The 13,771-nt window shown below is 62.6% G+C and carries 9 protein-coding genes; 7 read left to right on the top strand and 2 right to left on the bottom strand.

Annotated elements, in window-relative coordinates; genetic code table 11:
• Nucleotides 1–166: 166 nt before the first annotated feature.
• Nucleotides 167–1,597, bottom strand: coding sequence for a reverse transcriptase family protein (locus AC5S27_RS23895; protein WP_493937069.1), 1,431 nt, complete (start codon nt 1,595–1,597; stop codon nt 167–169).
• Nucleotides 1,598–1,889: 292 nt separating this feature from the next.
• On the opposite strand from AC5S27_RS23895, the gene AC5S27_RS23900 reads away from it, so the two are divergent.
• The 5 genes from AC5S27_RS23900 to AC5S27_RS23920 all read left to right on the top strand — a co-directional run bounded on the left by AC5S27_RS23900 (nt 1,890) and on the right by AC5S27_RS23920 (nt 11,194).
• A complete protein-coding gene (locus tag AC5S27_RS23900) occupies nt 1,890–4,835 on the top strand; it encodes an amylo-alpha-1,6-glucosidase (protein ID WP_493937070.1) in 2,946 nt (981 codons plus the stop codon).
• Nucleotides 4,836–5,069: 234 nt separating this feature from the next.
• Complete coding sequence (locus AC5S27_RS23905) at nt 5,070–5,858, top strand: hypothetical protein (protein ID WP_493937071.1); 789 nt, start codon at nt 5,070–5,072, stop codon at nt 5,856–5,858.
• Between the two features lie 145 nt (nt 5,859–6,003).
• Nucleotides 6,004–6,372 (top strand): PadR family transcriptional regulator, encoded by a 369-nt coding sequence (locus tag AC5S27_RS23910; RefSeq protein WP_493937072.1) that lies wholly within the window; start codon nt 6,004–6,006, stop codon nt 6,370–6,372.
• A gap of 310 nt (nt 6,373–6,682) precedes the next feature.
• Complete coding sequence (locus AC5S27_RS23915; protein ID WP_493937073.1) at nt 6,683–9,481, top strand: ABC transporter permease; 2,799 nt, start codon at nt 6,683–6,685, stop codon at nt 9,479–9,481.
• A gap of 399 nt (nt 9,482–9,880) precedes the next feature.
• Nucleotides 9,881–11,194, top strand: a complete 1,314-nt coding sequence (locus AC5S27_RS23920) for a right-handed parallel beta-helix repeat-containing protein (RefSeq protein ID WP_493937074.1) — start codon at nt 9,881–9,883, stop codon at nt 11,192–11,194.
• Nucleotides 11,195–11,384: 190 nt separating this feature from the next.
• Here AC5S27_RS23920 and AC5S27_RS23925 read toward each other — a convergent pair whose 3' ends face one another.
• Nucleotides 11,385–12,119, bottom strand: coding sequence for a DUF72 domain-containing protein (locus AC5S27_RS23925; RefSeq protein ID WP_493937075.1), 735 nt, complete (start codon nt 12,117–12,119; stop codon nt 11,385–11,387).
• A 46-nt stretch (nt 12,120–12,165) separates the two neighbouring features.
• Between AC5S27_RS23925 and AC5S27_RS23930 the strand changes: the two genes are divergently transcribed.
• Both AC5S27_RS23930 and AC5S27_RS23935 read left to right on the top strand, forming a co-directional pair.
• Complete coding sequence (locus AC5S27_RS23930; protein WP_493937076.1) at nt 12,166–12,621, top strand: hypothetical protein; 456 nt, start codon at nt 12,166–12,168, stop codon at nt 12,619–12,621.
• Nucleotides 12,622–12,788: 167 nt separating this feature from the next.
• Complete coding sequence (locus tag AC5S27_RS23935; RefSeq protein ID WP_493937077.1) at nt 12,789–13,514, top strand: DUF2306 domain-containing protein; 726 nt, start codon at nt 12,789–12,791, stop codon at nt 13,512–13,514.
• Nucleotides 13,515–13,771: the final 257 nt, after the last annotated feature.

Consider the following 13,771-nt stretch of genomic DNA (forward strand, 5'->3'; position numbering starts at 1 on the left):
CACAGGCGTACTATAACGCATAGTACACACGGCAGGCACCAAAATTTCCTCGTTGAATGGGAAAAACAGGCTCTTACTCTTCGTCTATCTGCCGAAGCACAGGAAATCACGAATCCCGCCAACCTGCTGACTCGCTAATGTGCGAAGCACGCTAACCCGCTAATAGCTAATCCCACCGCACCCGCCCCAGAATCTCCCGCAGCTTGGCACCCCGGGCAGCATGGACAGACTCCACAAACCCCACCCGCCCCTCCAGATGCAACCGGAAGCAGGGAAGTCCCTCCCGGTTCTGACTCTCCGCCCCATGCCGCGCGCAGTTGGTGAGCAGAGCCTTCAACCGGTCATACTCCGCCCGCCCCACATTCATCCGCTCATTCACCACCAGCCCCGCGAGATGCTGTCGCACCCCCTGCCGCATCACCCGCGTCTTCCGGTGCCCAACCCGAAACCCCTCTTCATCAACAATCGCCGCCACCCGCAGAGCAAACCGCTCCACCCCGCGCTCAAAATCGCCATCTCCAGAGAACGCCAGATCATCCGCATACCGCGTATAAGCCGCCCCTGCCGCGTGCGCAAGCCCACTCAACCGGCAGTCCATCCGGTAAGCACACACATTCGCCAGCGCCGGCGAACTCGGTGCACCCTGCGGCAGATGCCTCCGCCGATACAGCGCGCGCGCCTCACCCAGGGCATCCCCTCGCAGCCCGCTCCCCACCCACACTGCGCCAGGCGTAGCCGTCGTGCAAATTCCGCCCAGCCTGTCCGCCACCATCTCCGGATATCCCAGCAACCGGAACAGCGCCATCACCCGTGTGCTCCCAACGGAAGGAAAGAAGTCCTCCAGATCCATGCGCAACACCACCCGCCGCCCCACATGCGGCGCAGCAAACGTCTGAATCGATCGCCCCCGCACAAACCCATGGGCCGCCCCATGCACCGGCACCCGCTCCAAAATCTCCCGCAACACCTGCCTCTGCAGCAGCTTCAACCGGTCTTTCGGCGCCTCAATCAGCCGCACCCCGCCCGCAGTCTTGGCGTGGAACCGGTAGTGATAGTGCGCCAATGCTTCAGCGGCACCTCTTCGCAACGCGAGTCCCTTCAAGTCGGCAAACCACTCCAACTCCCCGGCATCCAGCCGCAGCCACCGCGCCAGCTCGCCCACCGTGCAGATCGCCGGAACACCCCACCCCGCCGCCACCGCCGCCGGCTGCATCGCGTTGCCATCCACCATCAACGCAGGCCTCACTCCGCTGCGCTGCAGCGTCTTCCACGACCGCTGCGCCCACCGGTCCGCAGCCAGAAACGCCTCAACCTCTACCAGTCGGGGCCTTAGCGCACTCCGCGTCATGCGCCAGGCGAGATATCGCTCGGCTAACTCATCCGCGAAGCGCCGCACACGCAGCAATACCTTCGCCGAATCAGTGAGCGCTCCAGAACCTTCCAGCCCCTGCTTCTCCGTAAGTGCAGCCACCACGCGCGCAGCTATCGCCTCACGCTCAGCCGCGCCCGCACCCAAGGCTCGTCCCAGCCCGCGCAGCTCAGCCGCAGCCCCTCCCCGCCACTCCGAATTGTTCTGAGAAGACAGTGGGCGCTCCAACGAAGCTCTCCCTGCGTGAGAAGACGTGCGCCCGTGCGCACTGCGCTCTCATGCGACGAAATTCCAGCTCGACAAGTTCCCCCGGGGTATCCCCGGAGAGGCAGCAACAGCACCCGAAAGCGCCACCACAACCAGGCTTGGAGCACCCACCATCCCCAGCAGCATACCACCGAAAGAGATCCGCTTCCGCCACCCCATTCACCTCCACACGCCTGCCGATAAGCACAGTTCCATCCACGGAATCCATATCCCGAATACTTCTCCCGCCAGAAATGTCTTACACTGACCCGGCATGGACACCCAATTTATCCGCGCCCTCAAACTCGCTCTCCCCGCACTCCTCGCCGCGTCCTCCATCGCCCACGCCCAGAGTCAAATCACGCCCCCACCCTTCCCGCTCACGGAAAAAGGTCTGGTCATCTCCCGCCCCACTCAATCGCAGCAACCCTTCACCGTAGCCGGCCCCCGTGGGATCCTCGTCGGCACCCAGGACGGCCAGTTCGAATCCTGGATCCTCCCCGTAAAACTCCTCTCCCACCTCACCATCGAAGCCAACGTCGAAGGCTACGCCGTTCCCATCCCCGTCAACCCCCAGTCCGCCAATATCGAAGTCCGCCCCGACCACACCACCATCACCTACAGCCATGCAGCCTTCACCCTCCGCCAGATCATGTTCTCGCCGGATGCTCCTGAGCTCCCGGCTGGGTCACGCGAAACGGCTGCCCCACGCACCGGCCCAATCGTCCTCTTCCAGATCGACGCCCTCCACCCGGTAGACTTCGTCTTCCGTTTCACTCCCGAAATGCGCTGGATGTGGCCCAAACGCAACGACGGCATCCCCGGCCCCGACTGGGTCAAGTTTCCGTGGACGCCCACTTCTGCACCGGCCTCCGCACCAGCCTCAGCAACGACCTCCGAAGTCCCGCCGCCCGCGCAGGGCTACTACACCCTGCACATGGACTACCCCGACCTCGCCGGAGCCGTCACCATCCCCACCGCCACCCCCGGCATCATGGCCCCCTACCAGGAGCGTCCCCAGGTCCACCCCCTGGAGCTCCGCCTTCACTACGATCCCAAACGCGACGGGACTGGCCAGTCCGCCAGGTATTTCCCACTCCTGATGGCCGTCGGCACCACCAGGGAAACCTCCACCGATGCCGCCCTCGGCGCAGCTCTCCGCAGCCTCAACGCCAGCATCCCGGAGGCCTGGAAAGCCCACGCCGCAGCCTATGAAAAGCTTTTTGCCGAAAGCACCAGCATCGAAACCCCCGACAAGGCCCTCAACGAAGCCTTCCAGTGGGGCGTAGCCTCCATCGAACAACTCAAAGCCCATGAGTTCACTAGCAATCAAGATGCCCTCGTAGCCGGCTACTACGCCAGCGCCGACAGCGCCCGCCCCGGCTTCGGCTGGTTCTTCGGCCGCGACGCCCTCTACACCCTCTATGCCGTCAACTCCTTCGGCGACTTCGCCCTCACCCGCGCCGAGCTCGAATTCCTCATCCACCGCCAGCGCGCCGACGGTAAGATCATGCACGAATACTCCCAGACCGCCGGCGATGAATCCGTCAACTGGAAACAGTTCGGCTACATGTGGGCCGCCGCCGATGCCACCCCGCTCTTCCTCATGGCCATGCGCGACTACTACCGCAGCAGCGGCGATACAGCCTTCCTGCAAAAGCACAAAGAAGCCATCGAGAAAGCCTGGGCCTTCGAAACCGACCCAGCCCACGACACCGACCACGACGGCATCTACGACAACTCTCAGGGCACAGGCTGGGTAGAATCCTGGCCCTCTGACGAAGGCCAAAGCGCCATGCCCCACCAGGAAATCTACATGGCCGCCCTGGACGAACAGGCCAGCTTGGCCTATGCCGACATTGAGCAAGCTCTCAGTAATCAGCCAAAGACCCCGTCCGCAAATAGCCAGCTGCAAATGAAGGCAGAGCTAACCGCTTCATACGCCGCCATTCGCGCCAAGGAGCGCGCAGCAGGCATTAAGGCCACCATCGAGCAGGAGTACTACGACAAAGAAAAAGGCTGCTACGCCTTCAGCCACAACCCGCCCACAGACCCCCGCGGCGAAACCGACCACACCACCACCATCTACCCCGCAATAGCCTGGTGGGACTACAACCAATCCTCGTCGGCGACTGCCCCTCCAGGCGACCCGGCTTTAGGCGATTCGGCTTCTAAGGTAGGCCGGGGATTTATCCCCGGCAATAAGGCGGGAAGAATATCCGGGGCTTTAGCCCCTGAGGTGAGCTTTTCTCCCCAACCGATAAGCCCCCTAGCCCACCCCGAAACCTGCCTGGCCAACTTCGCCAGCCCCCAACTCGACACCGACTGGGGCACCCGCGACGTAGCCTCCAACGAGCCCATCTACGACGGCATGAGCTACCACCAGGGCTCCGTCTGGCCCCTCTTCACCGGCTGGGCCGCCCTCGCCGAATATCGCGCCAACCAGCCCCTCGCCGGCGAACAGCTCCTCATGCAAAACGCCGACCTAACCTGGGCCCAGGACCCCGGCGCCGTCACCGAACTCCTCTCCGGCGACTACTTCGTCCCCTTCGGCCGCAGCACCAGCCACCAGCTCTGGTCCAGCGCCATGGTCATCACCCCCACCCTGCGCGGCCTCTTCGGTATCAGCCTGGACGCAGCCACAAACACCATCACAGTCAACCCCCACCTCCCCGCTAACTGGGACCACGCCACGATTCGCAACCTTCATTTGGGCAAGCAGGAGGTTAATATCCAGTTCTCACGCGAAGGCGACCTCTTAAGAGTCACTGCCCAGTCGCCGAACGGACAGCCCTTCGATCCGCAAGTTCGGCTTCGAAGCGACCTAGCAGGATCTCGATCGCCAAGAAGGCCAAGTGCTCGCGATGAAGAGATTGTGATACCTCAACCTACAGTCGAGGTAGTGCTTCCCGCCCATGCACTACCCGCCCCGGGTTCGCGTCCAGAGCAAATTAAGATTGTCTCTTCGCAATACGGCACACGGAGCCTTACGCTCAAGGCCCAAGGCCCACCAAACAGTACTGTCCGGTTGATTCTGACCCACGCTACAGGCATCTATCCAAAATTCACTGTTCTCAATCAGCAGGAGCATCCTGACGGTAAAGTACTGACATCGTTTAACGACCGGGCACTGTCGCATGCCGACGAGCCAATAAGCGTGTTTCTCCACTTCCCTCAGGGCCAAGGCTGGCAAACCCTCGAATTCACCCTAACCTGGTAACCACCCCAACTCCGGGAGCCCCACCTTCGCCACGCATTTGTCTTTGTGGCTAAGGTGGGCCTATTGCGTGCGCAGCACCAACCTGCCCCTGCCTCATTCAGACCAGCCCCCAACCCCAAAACTCATTACCATCAACAAAATAGGCTCGGCTGTTGCACGTACGCATCACAGATATGCGGCGCCGCATCCGACGTCACAGATAGCTGTCATATTCCAGAAAGTGGGTTCCCCTCCATGCGAGCAATTCTGAAAGCCCTGCCCGCCTTTGCCTTCCTCGCTCTCGCCATTCCCTCCCGCGCCCAGCAACCCGATCCCGCGCAGTCCACCCCAACGCCAGTCCAGACGCCAGTCCAGACGCCAACCCAGCCCTCCGAACCGCTCCCCGACGCCCCAGGCCAGACCATCGTCGCCCGGCCACTCGACACACCCGCTGCGCCCTCCGCGCCTCCCATCGACATCACACTCGGCATGCGATTCCGCTACGAAGCCCACACCACCTTCGGCCCCGCCGCCTTTCTCGTTCCCGCCGCCTCCACGGGCCTCATCATGGCCCACCCGCCCGACCACTACCCCCGCGAATGGTCCGACGGCGGCGGCGCCTTTGGCCGCAACTACGGCGCGGAACTCGTCCGCCACACCGCCAGCGGCCTCACCCACTTCTCCGTAGCCGCCATCGACCATGAAGACCCCCGCTACTACGCCAGCACCAGCACCCATTACGGCACTCGCGTCCTCCACGCCCTCGCCTTCACCGTCGTCAACCGCTCCGTCTCCGGCCGCCGCACCTTCGCCCTCAGCAACTTCGCCGGAGCCACCGCCGGCGGCTTCATCGGCATGGCCATCTACCCTGATCACTTCAATGACACCACCCAGGCCTACCAGCGCGCAGGCATCGAACTCACCACCTTCGTCGGCCACAACCTCACCGCCGAGTTCGCCCCCGAAATCTCCCATCTCCTCCACAAATTGCACCTCCCCGACCGCGTCGCCGACGCCGTCCTCCCCGACGACATCCACCGCTAGACAGCGCATAGAAATCTCAGCTCGGCATTCACTCAAGCCCCAGGCGCAGTCAGCCTGGGGCTTTTTGCCGTCAAGAAGAATCTTCCTCTTGACAATCAAGAGGAACCTGTAGTCTCCTCTAGCTAATCAAGAGGAGACCAAAGCAATGCCCGAATCCCCCACGCCCGGCCAGGCTCTCGACCAGTCACCCGATCGATCACTGGATATGGTCCAGGGCACCCTCGAAATGCTCATCCTCAAAACCCTCGCGCTCGAGCCCAACCACGGCTACGGCGTAGCCCTGCGCATCGAGCAAATCTCCCAGGGCGTCTTCAAAGTCAACCCCGGCTCCCTCCTGCCTGCCCTAAGCCGCATGGAGCGCGCCGGCCACGTCCACTCCGAGTGGCGCGCCACAGAAAACAATCGCCGCGCCAAGTACTACTCCTTAACCCCAACAGGCCACAAAGCCCTCAAAACCGAAACCAATCAATGGGCGCGCCAGCAAGCCGCCATCACAGCAATCCTCGAATCCTGAGAAATCGCCGTTGCCGTTGCACTTGCATTTGCCTTCGCAATTGCTCTTGCACTTGCACTTGCACTTGCACTTGCTCCTGCTCTTGCTCTTGCTTTTACTTTTGCTTTTCTTGTTTGTCATTCCCGAAGGGAATCTGCTTCTGCCGTTGCACTTGCCTTTCCTCCTGTCATCCCCCTCAGCGGAATCCGCTGTTAGCTGTTCGCTGTTAGCTGTTAGCTGTTCGCTGTTAGCTCTTGCCGTATCACCCGCTGTCACCGCAGTTCGTTCCACCGGCAGCAGCAACAAGGAGCCCAGCCCCGGAGACCACAAAATGAGCCTGAAGAACCTGACCACCGGCCTCAAATCCCTCCTCCAGAAACCCCGCGTAGACCGCGAACTGGAAGAAGAACTCGACACCTACCTCGAAGCCTCCGCGCACCACAAGCAGCAGAACGGCATGAGCGCCGCCGAAGCCCGCCGCGCCGCCAAGGTCGAGCTGGGCAGCCGCACCGCCGTCAAACATCAGGTCTGGTCCTCCCGCTGGGAATCCTCCCTCGACAGCATCCTTCAGGACATCCGCCTGAGCCTCCGCAGCATGATCAAAACCCCCGGCTTCACGCTCATCGCCCTGCTCTCGCTAGCCCTCGGCATCGGCGCTAACACGGCGATTTTCACGCTGATCCACCAGGTCATGCTCCGCAACCTCCCCGTCCAGAAACCCGAGCAGCTCGTCACCATGGGCCGCTCCACCGGCGGCGGCATCAACGGCGGCATGGACATCGGCTTCAACGACCTCGTCACCTGGGACTTCGCCCGCCAGCTCGAAGCCAACCCCGGCCCCTTCCAGGGCGTAGCCGCCTACTCCAGCTTCGCCCCTGGAGTGAGCGTCCGTGACCTGCAGAGCTCCAGCGCCACCAGCAACACCCCAGCCCAGCAGCTAGCCGCCAGCATGGTTTCCGCCAACTATTTCACCGTCCTCGGCGCCACCCCCATCCTCGGCCGCACCTTCCTCCCCTCCGAAGTCTCCTCCCCCGGCAGCGCCGCCGTCGTCATCCTCGGCTACCACTACTGGCAACAGCAGCTCGCCTCCGACCCCGCCATCCTCGGCAAAACCCTCCTCATCAATGCCACGCCCTTTCAGGTCATCGGCGTCATGGGTCCCAACTTCCTCGGCATCAAGCCCGACATCCACCCGCCCGACATGTGGGTCCCCATCACAATGGAGTCGCAGATCCTCCTCCAGCCGCCCTTCCTCCAGCCCCGCGGCATCCTCTTCCTGCATCTCTTCGCCCGCCTCGATCCCGCGACCTGTCGCGAACCCAGCGGCTCGCCTTGCACTTCAAACTATGCCCAACTATGGTTCGACAACCAACTCCGCGCCTACATCCGCGCCGGAGAGGGCGGCACCATCTCCCCCGACCGCCAGCAGGAGATCGACCACGCCACCATGAAGCTCCTCCCCGGCGCCCACGGTGTCTCCTACCTCAGTGCCCGCTACGGCGACGCCCTCAACGTCCTCCTGGTCGTCACCGCGCTCGTCCTCCTCATTGCCTGCGCAAACCTCGCCAACTTCCTCCTCGCCCGCGCCGCTACCCGCCAGCGCGAAATCGCCACCCGCCTGGCCCTCGGCTCCAGCCGCTCCCGTATCATCCGTCAGAGCCTCATCGAAACCCTCCTGCTCTCCCTCTTTGGCGGCCTGCTCGGCCTCGCTCTCGCCTTCGCCGCCACCCGCGCCCTCATCGCCTTCGTCACCGAGGGCGCTGAATTCACCCCGCTCAGTCCCATCCCCGACGCCCCCGTCCTCTTCTTCACCCTGGGCGTCTCCCTCGTCACCGGACTCCTCTTCGGCCTCGGCCCCGCCATCGCCACCGCCCGCTCCATGAAAGCCGGCGCAGCCCAGTCGCTCTCCTCCAACACCCGCGCCACCACCGGCAGCCGCTCCGCACGCCTCTTCCCGCGCATCCTGGTCACCGCCCAGATCATGCTCTCGCTCTTACTGCTGATCGGCGCCGGCCTCTTCCTCCGCTCCCTCAACAACCTCCAGGCCCAGGACTACGGCTTCGAGCGCACCCACATGCTCCTCGCCCAGATCAACCCCGCCCTAGGCGGCTACACCCCCGAACGCACCCCAGCCCTCAACCAGACCATCCTTGAACGCCTCGAAGCCATGCCCGGCGTCCGCTCCGCCTCGCTCTCCGAAACCCCGCCCATCAGCGGTGGCACTTGGGGCGGCGGCATCGTCATCCCCGGTTACACCCCTGCTCCCAAGGAAGACATGACCAGCGTGCTCAACCGCGTCTCCGGCCACTTCTTCGAAACCACCGGTATCCAGATCGTCGCCGGCCGCCCCATCAACCCCAGCGATTCCGCCACCAGCCCAAAAGTTGCCGTCATCAGCGAATCCATCGCCCAACGCTACTTCCCCAAAGGCGACGCCGTAGGCCGCACCCTCAAGATCGACTTCGACGACATGCCCGGCCCCTACCAGATCGTCGGCATCGCCCGCGACAGCCGTTCCGGCAACCCCCGCGACCCCGCACCCCGACCCACCACCTACCTCGCCCTCACCCAGATGAAAGGCACCAACGCCGCCGCCAGCACCATCGAAGTCCGCACCACCGCCGACCCCGAAAAATCCATCGCCGACCTGCGCCGCACCATCACCCAGATCGACCCCAACCTCCCCGTCGCCGAAATCCGCACCATCCGCGAACAGATCGGTAGCATGATGAGCCAGGAACAGCTCTTCTCCACGCTCACCACCATCTTCTCCGCGCTCGCCCTGCTGCTGGCCGCCATCGGCCTCTACGGCGTCATCAGCTACTCCGTAGTCCGCAGGACCAATGAAATCGGCATCCGCCTCGCACTCGGCTCCCAAACCACCGCCGTCCTCTGGATGATCCTCCGCGAATCACTCGTCCTCCTGGCAGTAGGCCTGACCCTCGGTCTGCCACTCACCATTGCGTTAACGCGCCTGATCCGCCAGCAACTCTTCGGCCTAACCGTCCTCGACCCCACCACCTTCGCCACCGCCATAGCAGTAGTAGCAGCCATGACCGTGTTAGCAGCCTGGCTCCCAGCCCGCCGCGCCGCCAGAGTCGACCCAATGCAAGCCCTCCGCTGCGACTAACCAGTGGGTGCTATTGCTCTTGCAGTTGTAGTTGCTTCTTGGTTTGTCATTCCCGAAGGGAATCCGCTGTTGCAACTCCAGACTCAAAACCACCAGAGCGCAGCCCAGCAAGCGCCACCACAAATCCAGCTAACTTGCCAACTCGCTAACGCGCGAAGCGCGCTAACCCGCTAAACGTAACTAAGCCACCAATGCCGGTGCGTTCTCTTATACCCGCTGAACCACCGGCAGCTGCCATCCCCAGCCGGCCGGCGCCGTAGCTAGAAATTGACATTCTTTCTCATTGCCAATCCCTCGCATCACTCCTACAATCATCGCGGTCAGAAAGTAGCCGGCCACCATCCCCGCAATCGTCACCGCCTCTCCGGCCCCCACACACATCACCAAGGGAGAACCACCGTGACGTCGAGTCTTACTCCACGCATGCTTTCCTGCGCCCATTTCCACAAGGCATTCTTCGCTCTCGTTCTAATCGGCGCATCCGCTGCCTCAGCCTCTGCCGCAACCCTCTGCGTTAATCACGGCGGCACTTCAGGCTGTTGGTCCACCATCGGCGCTGCCGTAGCCGCAGCCGCCCCCGGCGACACCATCACCGTCGCCGCCAGCACCTACAACGAAGACGTCCACATCACCAAGTCCCTCTCGCTCGTAGGCGACCCCTTCAACCCGCCCACCATCGACGCAGCCGGCAAAAACAACGGCATCTTCGTCGACGGCATGGCCGCCGCGCCACTCGCCGGCATCGCCAACGTCACCGTCTACGGCTTCAAAGTCGAGCATGCCAACTACGAGGGCATCCTCGTCGCCAACGGCAACAACATCACCATCACCGGCAACCACGTCCTCAACAACAACAAGGCGCTCAAGCCGGGAGAATCCGCGTGCGCAGGCATTCCTTCCTTTGAAACCAGCGAAGCGATGGACTGCGGCGAAGGCATCCACGTCATCTCCTCCAACCACTCCTCGCTCGTCCGCAACCTCGTCGAAGACAACTCCGGCGGCATCCTCATCACCGACGAAACCGGACCCACCTCCGACAACCTCGTCGACGGCAACGTCGTCCATGACAACGGCTACGCCTGCGGCATCACCCTCGCCAGCCATCCCAACGCCATCGGCGGACTGCCCTTCGGCATCACCCACAACACCATCGCGAACAACCAGTCCTACCACAATGGCTTGCTGCTTCCCGGCGCAGGCGCAGGCGTGGGCATCTTCGCCCCCGGCCCCGGCAACAGCAACACCGCCAACGTCGTCACCGGCAACACCCTCTGGGGCAATGGCCTTCCCGGCGTCACCATGCACATCCACGGCTACGCACCCATGGCGCCACCCGTCAGCCTCAACGACAACGTCATCATCGGCAACCACATCCACGGCAACGCCGCCGACACAGCCGATGCCCACACCCCCGGCAGCACCGGCATCAACATCTACTCCGCCGCCCCCATCACCGGCATCGTCATCGCCAACAACGACTTCAGCGACGAGTCCATCGACATCGCCTTCAGCGCCCCGGCCGGCTACATCACCGCCCACTTCAACGACTTCGACGCAGCAGGCATAGGCATCCTCAACCAGGGCTCCGGCTGGGTCGACGCCACAGAAAACTGGTGGAACAGCGCAGCCGGCCCATCCCCCTCCGGCGCCACCACCTCAGGCCCCAGCATCAACACCACCCCCTGGCTCCCTTACGCCTATAACTCCTACTAACTGCTCAACTCAATGAACGCCGTTGCTGGCGTAGTTGCCGTTGTTGTTGCTCTCGTCCTTGCACTTGCTCTTGCTTTTCTTGTTGTCATTCCCGAAGGGAATCTGCTTCTGCCTTTCCGGAGGGAGCAATAGCCTTCAGGACACAGAATCCGAATCCAAAGAAAGGAGGGGCTTAAGTCCCGGGAGTTGCTCACTCGACAAGCCCCTTCAACTCCGCAGCATTCCCCAACCCCGCCCCCGCAGCCGTGTTATCAAAAATCACCCAACTCTCCCCGTCCGGATAACTCCTCAACTCCCCAACCAGCCCCTGAAGCCGCTCCGAATCATAAGGCGACCAGTAAGTCCGCGGCGACCCATGCCACCGGTAATACCGCACCCCCAAATCCCCACCCGGCCGCGCAGCCAGCGGAGACCCAGCAGGCGGATCAGCCGCCACCCGCCCCACCCCAAACTCCCGAAGCAACCGCTCCGCCTCGCCCGTAAACCAACCCGCATGACGAGGCTCCAGCACCACCGCCCCCGCATACACCTCGCGCACAGTAGCAAAGAACTCCCGTGCCACCCCTGCCTCAAACCCGCCCTTCGGCGGCAGCTGAAACAACACCGGCCCCAGCTTCTCCCCCAGCCCCGCCACCTGCCCAAAGAACTCCACCAGCAACCCGCCGCAATCCACCAGCTTCGCCGCATGCGTAACTGCCTTCGGCGCTTTCACCGCAAACCGGAAGTCCGCAGGCACAGCAGCCGCCCACCGCGCCCATGTAGCAAACTTGTGCGGACGGTAAAACGAAGAATTCACCTCCACGCAGTGCATCGCCGCCGCGTACCGCTCCAGATGAGTACCCTGCCGCGTACCCACCGCACCGCAAAGCCCGGCATGCTCCCGAGGCACATTCCATCCCGCCGTCCCAATCCGCACCATTCCCATGCAATCTGAGATGCACCCAGCCCCAGGCCGGAGTTATCCTTCCCCCATGCCGCGCCCTCCGAGCTCCGCACCCAAACCAAAGCGCAAACCCATCCCTTACCCCTTCATCCAGGAATCCCTGACCGAGCTCGAACCCGAAATCCGCCCCATGTTCGGCGCCCACGCCATCTACATCGGCGACAGGATCGTCCTCATGCTCCGCGACAGCCTCAAACACCCCGAAGACAACGGCTTCTGGCTCGTCTTTTCCGAAACAGCCTTCGCAGAAAACACCCCCAACCTGAAGACCCTCCGCAAAGAATTCCCCTCCATCCGCAAGATCAAGCTCCTCGGCGAAGTCATCCAGCACTGGCTGCTCATCCCCTCCGACAGCCCCCACTTCGAATCCGACTCCATGCACGCCGCAGACCTGGTCCTCGCCCACGATCCCCGCATAGGCCGCATCCCCGAATCCCGCAAATCCAAACAGAAAAAGACCACTCCTCCAAACCGCAACCGATAACCCATAACCAGATCCCCCGCGCCCCATCGCAGCTTCCATCAACAACGAACATGCCAGGCCCGCTAATCCCTAATCCCTAATCCCTAATCCCTGTTCCCTAATCCCTGTTCCCTGTCTCCACCGTGCTACCCTGAATCCCAATCCAGCCCACAAAGGGAAGGGAACCCATGATCCACGGCAACTGGGCACTCTGGCTTCGCGTCCTCCTCTACATCCACATCACCGCCGGAGGCATCGCCTTCCTCTGCGCGCCCGTCGCCCTCCTCACCAAGAAAGGCGGCCAGAACCATCGCCAGTGGGGCAAAGTCTACTTCTGGGGCATGGCCACCGTCGCCGTGACCGCCATCACCCTCTCCTTCGCCCTGCCCATCTTCTTCCTCGCCATGGTCGCCGTCTTCAGCTTCTACGCGTCGTTCGCAGCCTACCGCGTCCTCTATCTCAAAGACATGTACAAAGGCCAGAAGCCGCAGCTCGTCGACTGGCTCGCAGCCATCATCACCATCGCGTCGAGCGCGTTTCTGTGCCTGTGCGGATTCCTCTACCCGCGCCAGATGGGCGTAGGCATCATCCAGATAGCAGGCCACAAGATCAGCATCGTCTCCATTGTCTTCGGATTCCTCGGCATGCGTCTCGGCAGCCTATCTCTGCGCCAATTCCTCAAGCCGCCAACGCAACGCATGTTCTGGTGGTTCTCCCACATGCAAGGCATGATCGCCAGCTACATCGCCGCCATGACCGCCTTCTCAGCAGTCAACCTCGGCCACTGGTTCGGAGCAGCCTGGTGGGTCTGGCTCTGGCCCACCATCCTCGGCGTCCCAGCCATCGCCATCTGGTCCAACTACTACGAAAAGAAATTCACCCCAAAACAAAAGGCCACAGCAGCCAGCGCATAAACGCGCCACCACTCCTACCCTTCTGGTTGTCATTCCCGAAGCGAATCTGCTTCTGTCTTTGCACTTGCTTTTGCTTTTCTATCTGTTATTCCCTTCAGGGGAATCTGCCCTTGCCCTTGCCCTGGCGTTTCTATCTGTCACCCCTGAAGTTGAATCTACCGTTGCCGTCGCAAGCAGCGCCAAAGGCGCGTCGCCATACCAGCCCAGCCCAACGGGCTGGGTAAACAAGCACAAGAACCACTAGGGCTGAAAGCCCG

Source organism: Acidicapsa borealis (assembly GCF_059115245.1).

Coding starts and splice junctions, on each gene's coding strand:
- AC5S27_RS23900 (WP_493937070.1), top strand. CDS start 1,890: ATGGACACCCAATTTATCCGCGCCCTCAAACTCGCTCTCCCCGCACTC.
- AC5S27_RS23905 (WP_493937071.1), top strand. CDS start 5,070: ATGCGAGCAATTCTGAAAGCCCTGCCCGCCTTTGCCTTCCTCGCTCTC.
- AC5S27_RS23910 (WP_493937072.1), top strand. CDS start 6,004: ATGCCCGAATCCCCCACGCCCGGCCAGGCTCTCGACCAGTCACCCGAT.
- AC5S27_RS23915 (WP_493937073.1), top strand. CDS start 6,683: ATGAGCCTGAAGAACCTGACCACCGGCCTCAAATCCCTCCTCCAGAAA.
- AC5S27_RS23925 (WP_493937075.1), bottom strand. CDS start 12,119: ATGGGAATGGTGCGGATTGGGACGGCGGGATGGAATGTGCCTCGGGAG.
- AC5S27_RS23930 (WP_493937076.1), top strand. CDS start 12,166: ATGCCGCGCCCTCCGAGCTCCGCACCCAAACCAAAGCGCAAACCCATC.
- AC5S27_RS23935 (WP_493937077.1), top strand. CDS start 12,789: ATGATCCACGGCAACTGGGCACTCTGGCTTCGCGTCCTCCTCTACATC.